This window comes from [Ruminococcus] torques ATCC 27756, assembly GCF_000153925.1.
Lineage (GTDB): Bacteria > Bacillota > Clostridia > Lachnospirales > Lachnospiraceae > Mediterraneibacter > Mediterraneibacter torques.
Genome location: NZ_DS264345.1, coordinates 599,345 through 615,671, shown reverse-complemented (window position 1 = coordinate 615,671; position 16,327 = coordinate 599,345). Strand labels below are relative to the sequence as shown.

Below are 16,327 nucleotides of genomic sequence, written 5' to 3'. Positions count from 1 at the left end.
TTTTTGAATTCCATTGAACATGCGAATGGAACCTTTTTCTTTTGCCTTGCTTTTTCGCTGATTTTAACGGACAGAGGCGGTGAATTTCAGATTCCGGATGCATTGGAATGTGGTGAAGACAACCTGATTCGGACAAGTATTTATTATTGTGATCCGATGTGTTCCTGGCAAAAGCCGCATTGTGAAAAGAACCATGAATATATCCGAAAAATATGCCCGAAAGGAACATCCTTTGACGATTACTCGCAAAAAGAGATCAATCTGATGATGAGCCATATCAACAGTACTCCAAGACAAAGCCTTGGTGGATTGTCGCCTATGGCTCTTGCAAAAATCATGCTCCCACATGAACTTTTAAATTTTTTTGCTCTCACTGAAATACCGGCAGATGAGATCGTATTAACGCCTGCATTATTGAAAAAATAAAACCAGATAATAAAACAAATCTGCGGATAAAGGCTCCATATCACACATACCAGACAAGTGGAATTTAGTCTTACAGAGCAGATTCCAGTTGTCTCATTAGCATACATTTTTATTGCAGAAAAGCATTTATTATCTGGTTAAATTCCACTTTAAAGGATTTGACACAATTCGTCAAACCCTAAAATATCGAATTTAGTCTTCTGTATGGAATTTACTTTTACATATGGAATTTACTTATTCACTCAACCTGTTGTTATTAACTTGTGATAATGTCTCCTTAAGATTCACTTGAGGTTTTGTCTCTTTTTGGTATTCTATTAAAGCTATGAAAGAAGGTAAAATTACATTGTCACAAGAACAACTGAAAACGCTGACTGTCATCAACCGTTTCATTGACAAGTCTATTTCCAGACAACAGGCTGCTGAACTTTTGGGTCTCTCCACACGCCAGATCACACGCTTAAAGAAAGGAGTCCTTACCTCTGGCGCTCAATCCCTCATTCATAAAAATACCGGTAGAAAACCCGTTCACTCCGTTTCTGACGAATTGAAGGAAGCTGTCCTTAAGATTTATTCCCGCCCAGAATTCTCTAATGCCAACTTCCTCCATTTCAAAGATATACTCTCTGCAGATTTCGGAATTCAACTTTCCTACTCTGCTCTTTCCAGTATACTAAAAAATGCTGGTTTTGAAAGCCCTAAAAAGAAAAAAATCCGACACCGCACACATCGGCGCAAACGTAAGCCCCATCCCGGACAGCTCATCCAGATCGATGCCACGCCTTACGAGTGGTTTGGGGGAAATATCAAATACGCCCTTCATGGTGCTATCGATGATGCTACCGGGCAGGTCGTCGGACTTTTCCTGACACAGAATGAATGCCTTTACGGTTATCTGGAAACCATGCGTCAATGCTGCTCTGATTTCGGCATCCCACAGACGGTTTATTCTGACAACCATACCATCTTCCGTTCTCCTAAAACCGGAAAGCTGACTGTTGATGAACTAATCGCAGGCAAGACTGTCCATCTTACCCAGTTCGGACGTTCCCTGCACGAATTGGGCATTGACCTTATTTTCGCAAAGACTCCTCAGGCAAAGGGGCGGATTGAACGTTTATGGGTCACACTGCAGAGCAGGCTCCCTGTTGAGTTCGCAAAACGTGGGATTACTACTGTGTCAGAAGCAAACCGTTTTCTGGAAACAGAGTACAGGGAACTTTTCAATCAGAGGTTTGCCGTTGAGCCGGAAGCAGAGTCTATTTTTGTCTCTGCCGCAAAAGATTTGAATCTGGATTCCATCCTTTGTGTAAAGCACACGAGAAAAACAGATGCAGCCGGGACATTTTCGTTTAAAAATCGGTGTTTTCAAATCCTAGATGAGGGATTTCCGATTATCAATGCCCGCCGTGAGATCACTGTATTAATTAACCCACGTTTTGGAATTCGTGTAGAGTACGGCGGACGAATCTATAATACCATCCGTTATCTGAAACCTCAGAACAAAAATGCCAATACAGAAGTTCCCCAAAAAGTGTCAAAAACAGTAGAACCACACCTTCAGCTGCGTCACAGCAGTGATGAATGGAAAGCAATCTGGTGGATGGAGGATTATAATCTGTCACTTAAATTTTTATATGAGCTATTTTTCGAGAAGCGGCAGTCAGCTTCATAAAAGGGCATTAGCCCTTTTATGAAAGTGACATTTTTTCAAATAAATTTCTATATTAAAAAGTGACATTTTCATAAGTTATTGACATTTTTACTTTTTATTTACAGGACATTCAGCTATAATAGATTGGAAAACAGACCATTACTATAATCGTTATTATGAAAGAGGAATTATATCATGATACTTGCATGTCATAATCTTAAAAAATCATTCGGAGACCGAATCATTGTCGATACCGGATCTTTTCATATAGAGGAACGTGAAAAAGCAGCTCTTGTCGGGGTAAACGGCGCCGGAAAATCAACAATCTTCAAAATGATCATCGGAGAAGAACCTTCTGACGGAGGAGAAATAATCCTTGCAAAAGGCCGCTCAATCGGTTATCTTGCCCAACATCAAAACCTGATTCCAAACGGTACCATTTACGAAGAACTTCGATCTGCCAAAGCAGACATCATCGAAATGGAACAACAGCTTCGCTCAATCGAACACGAACTACAATCATTATCCGGAGAGGAATTAAATGCCCGTCTCGAAACATACAACCGCCTTCAGTCGCAATTTGAATCTCAAAACGGATATGCGTGTGAAAGTGAGATTATCGGTGTGTTAAAAGGACTTGGATTTACCGAAGAAGAATTTTCAAAAAAAACAGATACTTTATCCGGTGGACAGAAAACCCGTGTCGCCCTCGGGAAACTTCTTCTTACCGATCCCGACATCCTGCTCCTCGACGAGCCTACAAACCATTTAGATTTAAATTCGATCTCATGGCTTGAAACTTATTTAATGAACTATAACGGCGCTGTATTCATCGTATCTCACGATCGCTTTTTCTTGAATCGAGTAGTTACAAAAGTAATTGAAATTGAAAACGGCGCTCTTTCTATGTATATGGGAAATTACCGCGCCTACTCTGAAAAAAAACAGCAGATCCGTGATGCGAAACTAAAAGAATATTTCAATCAGCAGCGTGAAATCAAACATCAACAGGCAGTAATCGAAAAACTTCGCTCTTTCAATAGGGAAAAATCCATCCGCCGGGCAGAAAGCCGTGAAAAATTATTAGAAAAAATCACCATTGTAGATAAACCTCAAGAGGCAGTCCGGGAAATGCATTTTTCTCTGGAACCGTACTGTGTCAGCGGAAACGATGTACTGACAGTTGAGCATCTTTCAAAACAGTTTGATACCCAACTCCTTTTTCAAGATGTCAGTTTTGAGATCAAACGCGGGGAGCATGTAGCTGTCATAGGAGATAACGGAACAGGAAAGACAACGCTTCTAAAGATATTAAATCAAGTGATCAAAGCCGACAATGGCTCTTTCACTCTCGGAGCCAAAGTACAGATCGGCTATTACGATCAGGAACATCATGTTCTTCATGATGATAAAACGATATTTGAGGAAATATCCGACGACTACCCTCATCTTACTAATACAGAGATTCGAAATACATTGGCTGCATTCCAATTTACGGGAGATGAAGTATTCCAAGTAATCCATTCATTAAGCGGCGGCGAAAAAGGAAGAGTATCACTTGCAAAACTTATGCTTTCCGAAGCAAATTTCCTAATTCTTGACGAACCTACAAACCACCTTGACATCGCCTCGAAGGAGATACTTGAAGAAGCCCTGAACAATTACACCGGAACGATCCTCTACGTTTCCCATGACCGTTACTTTATCAACAGTACTGCTTCCAGAATACTGGAACTTGTCAATCAGACTTTTGTAAATTATATCGGAAATTATGACTACTATCTCGAAAAAAAGGATGAACTGACGCAAACTTACGCCTCAAGTCAGATACAGAGGCAAGTTTCCACTTCTCAAAACGGCAGTGAAACAGTTCCTGCCGATGGAGCTTTTTTATCAGATTCCAAATTGAGCTGGCAAGAACAAAAAGAACAGCAGGCAAAAGAACGAAAGAGAAAAAGCGAACTCAAAAAAACAGAAGATGAAATCGCACTTCTCGAAAACAGAAACGGAGAAATTGATTTTCAAATGACATTGGAAGAAGTATATTCTAACTCCGTGAAATGTCAGGAACTTTCAACCGAGCGAACTAAGAACGAACTCCGTCTTGAAGAATTGTACGAAAAATGGGGAGAACTTGCCGAATAATATATTCTACAAGATAAAAAGGCAAGAAAGAAAGGAATGCATCCCATGGCAGCATTCCTTTCTTTCCTGCTCTTTCATCATCTTTTTTGCTGTTTTCCAAACAAAACACACAAATATTTTACAGATCAAAAATAAGATTCCTATCTTTCATTTCCCATACAGAACACAGCTACTACACCCGGACCTGTATGACTTCCTATCACTGTTCCGATATTGTTGATCAAAATATTTTCAACACCCATCTTCTCACGTACAAGTTGCGCCACATATTCCGCATCTTCGATACAGTCTCCGTGAGTAATCATAATCAAATCATTCTCCCAGCCTTCTGACTGTTTTACTGCCATATCTACAATTTTATTCAAAGATTTTTTACGTCCTCTTTCTTTTCCGATCACCTGTAATTTTCCTTCATTATCCATATGAATGATCGGTTTGATCTGGACAAGCGTTCCGAGAACTGCCGTTGTTTTAGATACACGACCTCCTCTATGAAGATGATTCAGATCATCCACCGTCACATTATGGCAAATATGAAGTTTATTTTCTTCTGTCCACTTTGCAACTTCTTCTATCGTCTTGCCTTCCGCCTTTTTCTGCAGCGCTTTGTGTAATAGTAGAGCCTCTCCCATGCAGGCACAAAGCGTATCGACTACGATAACTTTTGCCTCAGGATATTTTTCTTCCAACATCTCCCCTGCAAGACGCATACTGTTTAAAGTTCCGCTTAAACCGGACGAAAACCCAAGATGTAAAATATCCTTTCCTTCTTTCACAAATGGTTCTAATGCTTCCATAGCCTCTTCCGGATTCACTTGCGAAGTAACAGACATCTTCCCCTCGCGGAGTTTCTCAAAAAACTCTTTTGCAGTCAATCCTTCCATATCTGTATAGGTTTCTCCGTCAATCGTATATTTTAATGCAACAACCGGAACATGTCTTTCTTCCAACCATAATTTCGGCACATCAACCGTGCTGTTTACTGTAATCACATAATCTCTCATTTTTGCATGCCTCCTGTACAAATATCAGAACACAGATAATTTCTGTATTCTTATATTTACATATAATACCATTTTTTTAGACATTACGCAAAATTTTTTAACAAAAATTAAAATTTGTAATAACAGTTCTTCCATACACAAAAACTTGTCTGCCGCAAAAACCGAAAATCAATTTAATTTTACATTCATATAATTTCGTCCTGATAATGTCTTATTAAATACAAGGAAACAAAACACCAAAATACACCCAATTATAAATCCATACAGATTGAAACATGCCGTCAAAACCAAAAGAAGAAGACGCATAAATTTTAGCGCGTATCCTAATTCAAAATTAGGCTGTGTATAATTTGCCACAGCTACAAACGCCATGTACAGCATCACCTCACTGTTGAACCAACCGGACTGTACCGAAAATTCGCCCATCACAATACCCGCAATCACGCTAAGAGGCGTACTCAACATTGTCGGGGTATTCATTGCCGCCAGACGAAGTCCGTCAATCGACAATTCTAAAATAATAAACTGAAAGACAAGCGGAATATTTACTGTATCCTGCACCTCTACAAAACGAAACACTTCAGGCAACCATTCAATATTCTGCATAAATAATAAATATAATGGTGTAAAAAATACCGTTGCAACTGTGATCAGCGTTCTTGTAATCTTTAAATACATTCCTGTTACTGTCGGAAAATAATAATCATTTGCTTCCTCTATCATATCAAAAATCGAAGTAGGAAGGATCATTGCCGACGGAGAATTATCTACAAGAATTACAACTTTCCCTTCAAAAAGACATGCCGCTGCCGTATCCGGACGCTCTGTATATTTAAATTTAGGAAAGGATTAAACCATTTTCGTTTAAAAAGAGCTTCTGCAAGGCTTTGCTGATTCATCCGCAGATCATTTAATTCCAATGTTTCAATCCTTTTCTTTAAGTTTTGTAAAAGTTCCTTATCCACTCTGTCTTTCATGTAACAAATCGCAATATCTGTACGCGAAGACTGCCCTGCCTCCGTCATCTCCATGACAAGATGCGGATCCCGAATCCTTCTCCGCATCAGTGCTGTGTTAAATACGATTGTTTCTACAAATCCGTCTCTTGATCCGCGAAGCGATTTATCCTTATCGGGTTCATCGACTCCTCTCGCCGGATATGTCCTGCAGTCAAGAGCAATACATTCCTTATATCCATCAATAAACAGGCAGGCAGGACCGGAAAGGACGTTGCGGATCACCTGATCAAAATCTTCCAAGATTTCTACTTCCACATAAGGAACATGTTTCTGAATAAACATTTCTGCATCTTTCGGCATATCCTGTTCGGATACAGAAAGAAAGGAGTCCATGATCTTTAACATTGCTTCATCTTTTATAAATCCATCAATGTAATAGAACACAGACGCCTTTCCGCCTATTATGATCTCCCTTCTGATAATATCAAAACTTTCCTTAACCGGAAGAATCTCATTCATATATCTTATATTTTCTTCAAATGAACTGTTTAACTTTTTCGTATTTTTTTCTACCATAGAAACTTCCCCTTTTTTCTGCCGGATACCGACAGTACATTTTCTATGGTTAGAATACCCTTTTTTTATTTTTTTATTCGATCGGCTTTTTAATATATTATTTCTTTTTACGCTATAACGGTTTACCATGCTAATCAACGGATTCTTCAAGATATCCGGCTTTTTTCATTTTCTCGATGACCTGTTTCTGTCTCTGCCGTGCAAGTTCGGGACTGGCTGTAGGATTATAGTTTGTCGGAGCATTCGGCACTCCGGCAAGAAGGGTACATTCGTCAAAATTCATCTCCGACGGAACTTTACCAAAATAGCCGTTTGAGGCATCCGCCACGCAATAATATCCATTTCCAAAGAAAATAGAATTTACATACAACTCAAAAATCGTATCTTTGTCAAGCTCGGACTCGATCTTAAACGCCATAAACATTTCCGCCACTTTCCGTACGATCTTCTTATCCTGCGTAAAATACTGATTTTTTGCAAGCTGCTGGGTGATCGTGCTGCCGCCTTCTACATAAGCTCCCGCTTTGACATCATTAAAAAAGGCTCTTCCAACCGCAATCGGATCGACCCCGAAATGGTCATAAAACCGTTTATCTTCCACTGACAAAACAGCATCAATATAAGTCTGCGGCAATTCATCTATCGTCGTATAATTCGGCTGCTCTTCAATTCTTGCAGCCATCTCTTTCACACTTTCTTCTGACAGAGCCTTTTTATACTCCTCATAGCCTTTATATCCAAGAACTCCCCCTGCAATGATTACACATAAAAAAATAAAAGAAAGCAGTCTTTTTATTATTTTCATCTGAAACGTATCCTCCTCTTTCGTAAAAGCATTTCCCCGCTGCATATTCAATATATAAAATCTATCCGCTTTCTTCCATCCTTTTAGCTTACGTTTCACCGGGAGACTCTTACATTTTTGTAAGCCGAAAAAACATCCCCCTGATCCACTTTTATTCTCTGCCCTAAATGTCAGAGCCGTGTTTTATTTTGTCGTGCTTCCGAATCCTCCATTTCTCACATCAGTTGCAGCATCGTCAACGGTAATCCCATATTCCACAAAAATCCCCTGCATAAAGCCCTCTCCGGCTTTGATCTGAACTGTTTTTTCTTCATTACTGTCGTTTGTCAGTTTTGCAAAAATATGGCCTTCATTATCCGAATTATAATAATCACTGTCAATAATTCCAACCGTATTATTCAGTTGCAGACGAAACTTAAACCCAAGTCCGCTTCTCGGATAACATTTTAACACCCATTCCGGTTCCATCCAAACCCTGATGCCTGTCGGAATTTTAATCGTTTCTCCCGGATTCAGTATAATGTCAACCGGAGCAAAAAAGTCATATCCCGCACTTCCTGCCGTTGCACGTCGAGGCAGCTTGATCCGATCGTAAATTTCCTTAAGTGTTTCTTTGCTTTGATCTTTATTTTCTCCCTTTTCTATTGCCTGAAATGTATCATCCCAGCCATCTGAAAATTGTCTGAAACTTACCTTTTCAAATCTTGCTATTCTTTTCATATATCTGACTCCTTAATGCTGTTCTTTTTGAAAATTCCAGACGCATCCAAAACATCTACAATTTCCTCAATGACACTTTCATTTACTACAAGCGCCATTCTGACATACCCTTCTCCATTGCTTCCAAAAGCGCTTCCCGGGGTAACGATAACGCCTGTTCGCTCCATAAGCTTCATACAAAAATCCACAGACGATGCATACCCTTCCGGTATCTTCGCCCAAACAAACATCGTTCCCTGACTGTCTCTGACATCCCAGCCGATTCTCCGAAGTCCTCCGCACAATGTTTTATTGCGAGACGCATACTGCCGCCTCTGCTCCTCAATAAAATCGTCCGGTCCGATCAATGCCGCGATTGCAGCATACTGTACCGGATAAAAAATACCATAATCAATCTGTGACCGTAAAAGACGAAATTTACTGATAATTTCTTTATTACCTACAACAAAAGAAATTCTTGCTCCGGTCAGATTATAAGACTTAGAAAGAGAATAGAATTCTGCTCCGACGTCTTTTGCCCCTTCAAACGAAAGGAATGATTTTCCCGGCTTGTCTCCATATGTAATATCTGAATACGCATTATCATGCAGAATTACAATCTCATTCTTTTTCGCAAAAGCGATCAATTTCTCATAAAACTCATCCGGAGCACATACACAGACCGGATTGAGCGGATATGAAACAATCATGTACTTCGTTTTCTTTAAAACTTCCTCGGGAATACTATCCAGATCCGGCAGGTATCCGTTCTCTTCCTCAATCGTATAATATTCTACGTTCGCTTTCGCGAGGATTCCGCTCATCTCAAACATCGGATATCCCGGATTCGGAACAAGAATCACATTGTCCGGATCACAAAATACCATACCGATATGAGCCATTGCTTCCTGAGAACCGTAAACAGACATAATCTCATCCTTTTCTACATGCACCCCAAAACGTTTCTCATATCGGTACTGCACCGCTTCCAATAATTCCGGCATATCTGCCAATGAATATTTATAATTATTCGGATCTTTGCACGCCTCCTCCATCGCTTTCATTACATGCAATGGAGGCTCAAAATCCGGCGTTCCTACAGAAAGATTGTATACTTTTCTTCCTTCTTTCAAAAGCTCTTCTTTCTTCTCATTTAACGCCCCGAAAATCCCAGGCTTAAAATCATTGATCAAAGTTGAAAAATGCTTGCTGTCCAATACAAACGCCCCCTAACATATGATAAAACATTCTTTAATTTTCAAATCGAATTGTTTCTATTCTATCACAGTTGTCATTTTATGTAAATGATAGGCGCAATCCCGCTTACCGTATCCACATTCCTGCATGAAATGTATTGAAAAAGAGATTTTAACTGACTATCTAAAAAAAGAAACGAGATGGTCAATATGTTGTTAGAAGACTATTAACTAATATTCTTTTTGATAGAGCTTTTTATTTACTGATACTCAGGTATTTCCAATGTTAAATAAGATGTTTTGTAAATCCATATTTCCGATAAAATCTTTCCTTCTGAAAACATCCCCTTACCTCTCCTCAAATTTTTCAAACAAGAGTTGAATCAGACACTCATAAAATACACTTTCAACCTCTTCAATCATCTCTGCCTTTCCATTCTCTCTGTAACTTATTCAACTCTGTTTTTCCCCACACACATTTAATGCGAACATCATTGCTACAAATACTGCTAAAAATCAGATATGCTGCCAAAAGAACTAAAAGAAATTTTACATACAGAATTTGTCAAGTATTTTGAAAGAAAAAGCCAAAAACCACGCAGAAAGAGACAGAGAAAAAATAAACTTTGCGCGGATTATATTTACAAAGATACATAACTACAAAATAAAACGGATGATCTTTAAGAAAGACTTAGAGTATAATTATTATTGGCAAAATCATGACAACCCGTCCAACGGGCAATGTCGTCAACTTAAGATATATCAAAAATATAAAATAAAAATGTCTAAAAGCACTTGACAAAATGCGAGAAAAATGTTGCCTTGCGTTGATTACTTTTTCAATGCGAGGTGATTTTATGAATACAAAACTTTTAACATCCATTTTACAATCTTCCAATGACCTTATTACATCAGAAGATTTCTTGACAAGGCATCGTATAGGTAATGCTTTTACACGTTCTGGAAAGCTTTCTTTTTCTAACTTGATTTATTTTGTGCTCCAGTCGGTTCATAAATCCATTCCTATAAACTATGCCCGATTTTTAGAAAATTTTCCATCTGATCTTCCAATATTTGTATCAAAACAGGCAATTTCAAAGGCAAGACAGGGTATTTCTCATAAAGCATTTCTTGAATTATTCCGTCTTTCTGTGAAACAATTCTATTTTCAACCAGTAAATTTACGCACTTGGAATGGTTTCCATATTTATGCCGTTGACGGAAGTACGATACAGATTCCGGAATCAAAAGAGAATTATGAAGTGTTTGGAGGTAACCCAAACAAGACAAAAATCATATCGCCTCTTGCTTCCGCATCCGTTCTTTATGATGTAATAAACGATATTCTGATTGACGTTTCTCTTCATCCCTATCGTTACAATGAACGGGAATCGGCTAAAGCTCATGTAGATTTTTTACCTAGGTTTCCAAACAGTATCATACTTTTTGACAGAGGATATCCTTCCGAAGACATGTTTCACTATCTAAACTCCAAAGGAATTCTGTTTCTTATGCGTGTGCCAAAGACGTTTAAGAAAGCTATATCGGAACAGGAAGATGCTTTGTTTACATATCCTGCTTCTTGTAATAAAGAATCCCTTACTTTAAGGAGCATTCACTTTTTATTGGAAGACGGCAGCACAGAATATCTAGTGACAAATCTGATGCCCGAGCAGATAGCTAAGGAGAACTTTCCAGATTTATACCAGTTTCGTTGGGGAGTTGAAAGCAAATATAGAGAACTTAAGAACAGGCTTGAAATAGAAGCCTTTAACAGCATTAAGCCTGCCAGTATCCAACAGGAGTTCTTTGCAGCAATGTATTTATCCAATCTAGTTGCGGTTATAAAGTCGGAATCAGATTCAAAAATCATTGTGTCTATCAATAATAGGCATGCTTACCAGGCTAACCGTAGTTATATATTAAACCGTATAAAAAACTGTATCGTACACCTTTTGCGGTCGCCCTTGTCCATATGTTACGAGATGATATGCCGGATAGTGGAAGAAGCTTCCAAAACATGTCCCATTATCCGCCCTGATAGAAAGTTTGGTAGATACCGAAAACATACACGTCGGAGATATTACAGCCATATGAAAAGCTGTATTTAAATAAAAACATAACCAAAAGGCTATCGGACTGTTAAAAAAATCAGCAGTCCTATTTGTGATGCGATTATTTGTAACAATAAATCCAATCACTTTATTAGCATACAGCTTTTTTTAACAAATACTCTTAAGTTGACGACATTGCCCGCATAGCGGGTGGTTTATTGTTTCGCCCATCTCCATTTTTCGGATCAACGAAAAACTCCAATGGGCTCAACAGACTAAAGTCCATAGTTATAAAATTTAAAGACATATTGCACTTACACAATATGCCCCCACAATGTTTCTATAAGACAATTTATATCATACTTTTTGTACTCCTATAAAAACTCTTCTATACTCCCTTTGTACTCCCAATTTTGCGATACAGCCCGATATTTGACATCATTTTATATACTTTGACTTTTCAATAAATCCCGTAAATATCACATTAAAAAGGCGTTCCATACAAATCATACGGTGTCACCTGATATACGTAATAATTAAGCCAGTTCGTATAGAGGTTGTTGGCGTGTGCTCTCCATGTAAGTACCGGTTTATTTTCCGAATCATCATCGGGATAATAATTTTCCGGAATTTGAGGATTTAATCCACGGCTTATATCACGCTTATATTCTGAATCAAGAGTCATACGGTCATATTCCGGATGTCCCATCACAAATATCTGACGCCCTTCTTTGGCCATACACATAAATACACCTGCCTGAAGAGAATCTGCAAGAATCATGATTCTGTCATCCTTCTCCAAAAGTTCCTGAGGAACTTCCGTATGTCTTGAATGAGGCGCCATAAACACATCATCAAAACCTCTTACAAGAGGAATCTTCCTGTTTCTCACGCGATGTCTGTACACACCGGATAATTTCTTCGGAAGCGCTTTTTTATTGATCCCGTAATGATAGTAAATACCCGCTTGCGCTCCCCAGCACAAATGAAGTGTTGATGTCACATTTGTCTTTGTCCACTCCATAATTTCTGTCAATTCCTGCCAATAATCAACTTCTTCAAACTCCATTTGTTCTACCGGCGCACCCGTAATAATAAATCCGTCAAACTTTCTCATTTTAATATCTTCAAATGATTCATAAAACTTATAAATGTGACTCGTTGATGTATTTTTAGAAACATGGCTCGTCATACGAACAAACGTCACATCTACTTGGAGCGGCGTATTTGAAAGTGATCTTAAAATTTGAAGTTCGGTATCTTCTTTCAACGGCATAAGATTTAAAAGTCCGATACTGATTGGACGGATATCTTGATGTGCCGCCCTATATTCATCCATCACAAATATATTTTCATGTTCCAGTATTTCTTTTACAGGAAGATCGTTTTGTACTCGAATAGGCATAATATTATCTCTCCTTTTCTTTGAATATATTTTTATCGGCATGGACATAAGTTCCGTCCGATTCTACATAACTATATTCGTCATAAGCATCTGTCTTGACAGGCAGTTTTTTCTTTTCAAGTTTGTTATTAACAAGCATTCCGACAATATAATAAACGACTGCAAATGTCGGAACTCCAAGTATCATTCCGGGAACTCCGAACAGACCCCCTCCGATCAAAATCGAAAACACAACCCAAAATGCCGACAAGCCTGTGGAATCTCCTAATATTTTAGGACCAAGCACATTTCCGTCAAACTGCTGTAAGGCGATAATAAAAATAATAAAGTAAATCCCCATCTTAGGCTCTGCAAGCAAAATAAGAATCGCGCTTGGGATTGCCCCTATATAAGGTCCGAAAAACGGAATTACATTTGTCACACCGACGATCACACTGACAAGCATCGCATATGGCATATTCAAAATCGACAGGCCTGCGAAACAAAGAACACCGATAATAGCCGAATCAATGATTTTTCCTATAATAAATCCTCCGAATATTTCATTACTCTTAATAGTAAGATGAAGAATCATATTGGCATTTGACGGTTTAAATATAGCATATGTTATTTTTTTAGACTGTTTTGAAAACTTTTCTTTACTGAACAGTACATAGACAGAAACAATTAATCCGATCAAAATATTCATAATTTCACGCATGAAATTCAGCACACCGACTGTCAAACCTGACATAAAATCATTAATGCGTCCAAGCAGATCTGTACGCATCCAATTTTGCACAAATGTAGTGGCCTCTTTCATCACACTTTCTACGATATTCCCGATCGTCGAATTTTCTGTATTCATTTCACTTAACTCTCTGATAAAACGGTTCATCTGACTCGGAACATTCATGATCATATCACGAATACTTTTATAAAGTTCCGGTATCATCATATTAAACAGTGTAAAAATAATCGTTGCCAATATCACAATCGAAATACAGATTCCTACGGATCTCGACACGCTTTTCGCCTGTTTAAAATTAGGAAATTTCTTTTCCAAAAAAGGAAGGAGCTTCCTGTCTACTGCTTTCACTATCGGATTCAAAAGATAAGCGATTGCCAATCCGTAAACAATCGGCTTTGAAACCAAAAATATTTTCCGAATCACTCCCGATATGTGTCCTGCCCGCAAAAGCAGAAAATAAAAAAGAATACATGTTAAAGCGCCGACTACGATCGCCACAGTTTTGCCGAACTGCTGTTTTAACCAAGAAGGTTTTCCTGTTCCGAATATCGGCTGTTTCACATAATACCCTGTTTTATCACCATTTTTTTCGTTCTTTTTATACTTTTCATCTTTTTTGTTTTCTACATTTTCCTGTTCATCGGTCATCTCATATACCTTCCAGTCTTTTTCGTTTATCAGATAAACTATAATTAATTTATTATAACGCTTTTATTCTTTCAGCGTCAACCGGAATATATCATAACCCGTACCATAACCCCATGCCATTTTGCCGCGCAGATTGTAAGCGATTGCCAAAGTCTCTCCCAAAATTCGTCTTCATTACAAAAATAAAAGGAACCGTCTTTTAATTTAAGACGATTCCTCTGACATTTACTCTGGATATATGATTTTCCTTTTCTCCGTTATCTTGAATAACTGCTTTGTCCTTTTTCGTTCTTGCTTAACCCTTAAAACATGTTTTTAAACAATCAGCCTATGCATGATTGAAATGTCGCGCACTCTGTTCCCGATGCCTGTTTTGCATCTCCGCCTTCTACGCTGATTTTTCCTGCATGGCATTCACACTCTTTATTATACATACAATTTGTTGCCTTACAATCAACGCAGGAACAATCTGAAGCCTCTTTCATAGAATTTGTGTAACTTCCTTCCTTTCTCTCCTGAAAGCTGTCACAACATGTCTCTTTCGGATTTTTTGCAGATTCTCCTCCTACTGTAATCTCATCAAGATCACAAAGAAACTGTTTGTTGTGTACACACGTCTGAACTGTACATTTTAATTGCGGCATAACGCTACCTCCTTTTATTCAATATCAATAGCATTATGTCCTGACATTACTCATAATATTCTTTTATTTTTCAAAAAAATTGCCAAAACCGCAAAAAACTCTCTCACAAGATAATTTATCTGAAAAACATAATTTGAAGAAGCCGATACTGAAAAAACATGAGCATATCCTTCCTGTTCTGCTAAAAGTTTTGCCCTGTAACTATGAAAATTATTTGTAACGATTCCGACCGTCTCATGTTTCGGATCAATAAATCTCCGACTGAAACTCAGATTTTCTCTTGTAGAAACGGACTGATCTTCCTTTCTGATCCGATTTTCCGCAACTCCTTGTTCGATAAGATATTGTTCCATTGCATCCGCTTCTGAAATATCTTCTCCCGGCCCCCTGCCGCCTGAAACAACTACCATTGTCCTTTCATTTTCCTCTAAATAATGAATCGCTGCATCAAGCCGCCTTTTCAGCGAATCCGTAATTTTTCTTCCTCTTACCTGCGCCCCCAATATAATGATCCACTGCGCTCCTCTTTCAGGTTTAGAAAACATACCTAGACAGATTTTAATTTCCACAGTCAGAAAAAGAATCCATAACCCCAGGCATATCCATCCGAAAACACTTTCCACATATGCAGGAAGCGGCACACATCCAAAAAACAGATGTGCGCCGCCGGTCAACAACCAAAAAACCGCAAAGGTCGATCGCAGTCTGCGGGAATAAATGACAAGTATTAAATAATACAACACACACAGACTTCCCAAAATCCAGAAATACTCTTTCATTTATGCATTTCTTCCGCAGCACTTTTTATATTTTTTGCCACTTCCACACGGACAAGGATCATTTCTTCCTATTTTCTTTTCTTTACGTATTGTTCCTGAATTTTTCTGCTCTTTGTACAGACGTTTTCTCGTATTTTCATCAAAAATCTTTTCCCACTGCGGAAGTTCATAAAGCCAGTCAGCTCTTGCATCTACCATGTTTTTATATAATTTTTCTTTATCAAATCCAAGACTTACTTCTGTATCCTCATCCATCGTCTCAATCGGATTCGGTGTTTTCAAACTGTCGTTGATTCCGTCAAGAAAACCAACCATCGTCATTACATCCTGACCGTATTTTTCGGCAAGTTCTTTCACTGTTCCTTTTACCTCTGTATCAGGATCATCCAGAAGCTGCTCGTAAATCGATGTCTCTATTGTAAAATATTTTCCCCAAAAACTCTCTAACTGCTCTTTTGACAGGTTTCTGTCATAAGCCATATCTCTCCATTGATCTAATAAACATTTTTCGCTCATTGTATATTGCTCCTTTATCTTTAAAATCCATCTAAATCATTATATAACAATTTCTGTTTGCCGTAAACTATTATTTTAGGTATAATT

12 protein-coding genes and 2 pseudogenes are annotated in these 16,327 nt (G+C 38.3%); 4 read left to right on the top strand and 10 right to left on the bottom strand.

All coding sequences use genetic code 11. The annotated features are described in order from the left end of the window. From RUMTOR_RS04160 to abc-f, 3 genes and pseudogenes are all read left to right on the top strand, one after another. A pseudogene (locus RUMTOR_RS04160) lies at positions 1-426 on the top strand (IS30 family transposase); the annotation flags it as partial. Between the two features lie 325 nt (positions 427-751). Beyond that, positions 752-2,101 carry an ISNCY family transposase gene (locus RUMTOR_RS04155; protein WP_004845869.1) on the top strand — a complete coding sequence of 450 codons (1,350 nt, stop codon included), beginning with the start codon at positions 752-754 and terminating at the stop codon, positions 2,099-2,101. Positions 2,102-2,275: 174 nt separating this feature from the next. Then, complete coding sequence (gene abc-f / locus RUMTOR_RS04150; protein WP_004845868.1) at positions 2,276-4,225, top strand: ribosomal protection-like ABC-F family protein; 1,950 nt, start codon at positions 2,276-2,278, stop codon at positions 4,223-4,225. Positions 4,226-4,365: 140 nt separating this feature from the next. Here the strand turns inward: abc-f and RUMTOR_RS04145 are convergent, their stop codons facing one another. The 5 genes and pseudogenes from RUMTOR_RS04145 to RUMTOR_RS04125 all read right to left on the bottom strand — a co-directional run bounded on the left by RUMTOR_RS04145 (position 4,366) and on the right by RUMTOR_RS04125 (position 9,485). After that, positions 4,366-5,229, bottom strand: a complete 864-nt coding sequence (locus tag RUMTOR_RS04145) for a DegV family protein (RefSeq protein ID WP_004845867.1) — start codon at positions 5,227-5,229, stop codon at positions 4,366-4,368. A gap of 168 nt (positions 5,230-5,397) precedes the next feature. Next, positions 5,398-6,764 (bottom strand): annotated as a pseudogene (locus RUMTOR_RS04140) (spore germination protein). Positions 6,765-6,894: 130 nt separating this feature from the next. Beyond that, positions 6,895-7,569 carry a transglycosylase domain-containing protein gene (locus RUMTOR_RS04135; protein ID WP_009242191.1) on the bottom strand — a complete coding sequence of 225 codons (675 nt, stop codon included), beginning with the start codon at positions 7,567-7,569 and terminating at the stop codon, positions 6,895-6,897. Positions 7,570-7,752: 183 nt separating this feature from the next. After that, entirely contained in the window at positions 7,753-8,289 is a 537-nt protein-coding gene (locus tag RUMTOR_RS04130; RefSeq protein WP_004845863.1) for a dCTP deaminase/dUTPase family protein, read from the bottom strand. Further along, on the bottom strand, positions 8,286-9,485 hold the full coding sequence (locus RUMTOR_RS04125; protein WP_009242192.1) for an aminotransferase class I/II-fold pyridoxal phosphate-dependent enzyme: 1,200 nt from the start codon (positions 9,483-9,485) through the stop codon (positions 8,286-8,288). Before RUMTOR_RS04125 ends, RUMTOR_RS04130 begins: the two co-directional genes overlap by 4 nt. Positions 9,486-10,321: 836 nt before the next feature. Between RUMTOR_RS04125 and RUMTOR_RS04115 the strand changes: the two genes are divergently transcribed. Further along, the gene (locus RUMTOR_RS04115) at positions 10,322-11,575 is read left to right on the top strand and encodes an IS4 family transposase (RefSeq protein WP_009242193.1); all 1,254 of its coding nucleotides are present in this window, start codon (positions 10,322-10,324) and stop codon (positions 11,573-11,575) included. Positions 11,576-12,002: 427 nt separating this feature from the next. Here the strand turns inward: RUMTOR_RS04115 and metA are convergent, their stop codons facing one another. The 5 genes from metA to RUMTOR_RS04090 all read right to left on the bottom strand — a co-directional run bounded on the left by metA (position 12,003) and on the right by RUMTOR_RS04090 (position 16,240). Further along, positions 12,003-12,923, bottom strand: a complete 921-nt coding sequence (gene metA, locus RUMTOR_RS04110; RefSeq protein ID WP_009242194.1) for a homoserine O-acetyltransferase MetA — start codon at positions 12,921-12,923, stop codon at positions 12,003-12,005. 4 nt (positions 12,924-12,927) lie between these two features. Continuing rightward, positions 12,928-14,301, bottom strand: coding sequence for an AI-2E family transporter (locus tag RUMTOR_RS04105; RefSeq protein ID WP_004845856.1), 1,374 nt, complete (start codon positions 14,299-14,301; stop codon positions 12,928-12,930). A 323-nt stretch (positions 14,302-14,624) separates the two neighbouring features. Beyond that, entirely contained in the window at positions 14,625-14,945 is a 321-nt protein-coding gene (locus RUMTOR_RS04100; RefSeq protein ID WP_004845854.1) for a DUF1540 domain-containing protein, read from the bottom strand. Positions 14,946-14,995: 50 nt separating this feature from the next. After that, positions 14,996-15,688 carry a YdcF family protein gene (locus tag RUMTOR_RS04095; RefSeq protein ID WP_242647680.1) on the bottom strand — a complete coding sequence of 231 codons (693 nt, stop codon included), beginning with the start codon at positions 15,686-15,688 and terminating at the stop codon, positions 14,996-14,998. A 36-nt stretch (positions 15,689-15,724) separates the two neighbouring features. Beyond that, positions 15,725-16,240, bottom strand: a complete 516-nt coding sequence (locus RUMTOR_RS04090; protein WP_004845852.1) for an SEC-C metal-binding domain-containing protein — start codon at positions 16,238-16,240, stop codon at positions 15,725-15,727. Positions 16,241-16,327: the final 87 nt, after the last annotated feature.

Coding starts and splice junctions, on each gene's coding strand:
- RUMTOR_RS04155 (WP_004845869.1), top strand. CDS start 752: ATGAAAGAAGGTAAAATTACATTGTCACAAGAACAACTGAAAACGCTG.
- abc-f (WP_004845868.1), top strand. CDS start 2,276: ATGATACTTGCATGTCATAATCTTAAAAAATCATTCGGAGACCGAATC.
- RUMTOR_RS04145 (WP_004845867.1), bottom strand. CDS start 5,229: ATGAGAGATTATGTGATTACAGTAAACAGCACGGTTGATGTGCCGAAA.
- RUMTOR_RS04135 (WP_009242191.1), bottom strand. CDS start 7,569: ATGAAAATAATAAAAAGACTGCTTTCTTTTATTTTTTTATGTGTAATC.
- RUMTOR_RS04130 (WP_004845863.1), bottom strand. CDS start 8,289: ATGAAAAGAATAGCAAGATTTGAAAAGGTAAGTTTCAGACAATTTTCA.
- RUMTOR_RS04115 (WP_009242193.1), top strand. CDS start 10,322: ATGAATACAAAACTTTTAACATCCATTTTACAATCTTCCAATGACCTT.
- metA (WP_009242194.1), bottom strand. CDS start 12,923: ATGCCTATTCGAGTACAAAACGATCTTCCTGTAAAAGAAATACTGGAA.
- RUMTOR_RS04105 (WP_004845856.1), bottom strand. CDS start 14,301: ATGACCGATGAACAGGAAAATGTAGAAAACAAAAAAGATGAAAAGTAT.
- RUMTOR_RS04100 (WP_004845854.1), bottom strand. CDS start 14,945: ATGCCGCAATTAAAATGTACAGTTCAGACGTGTGTACACAACAAACAG.
- RUMTOR_RS04090 (WP_004845852.1), bottom strand. CDS start 16,240: ATGAGCGAAAAATGTTTATTAGATCAATGGAGAGATATGGCTTATGAC.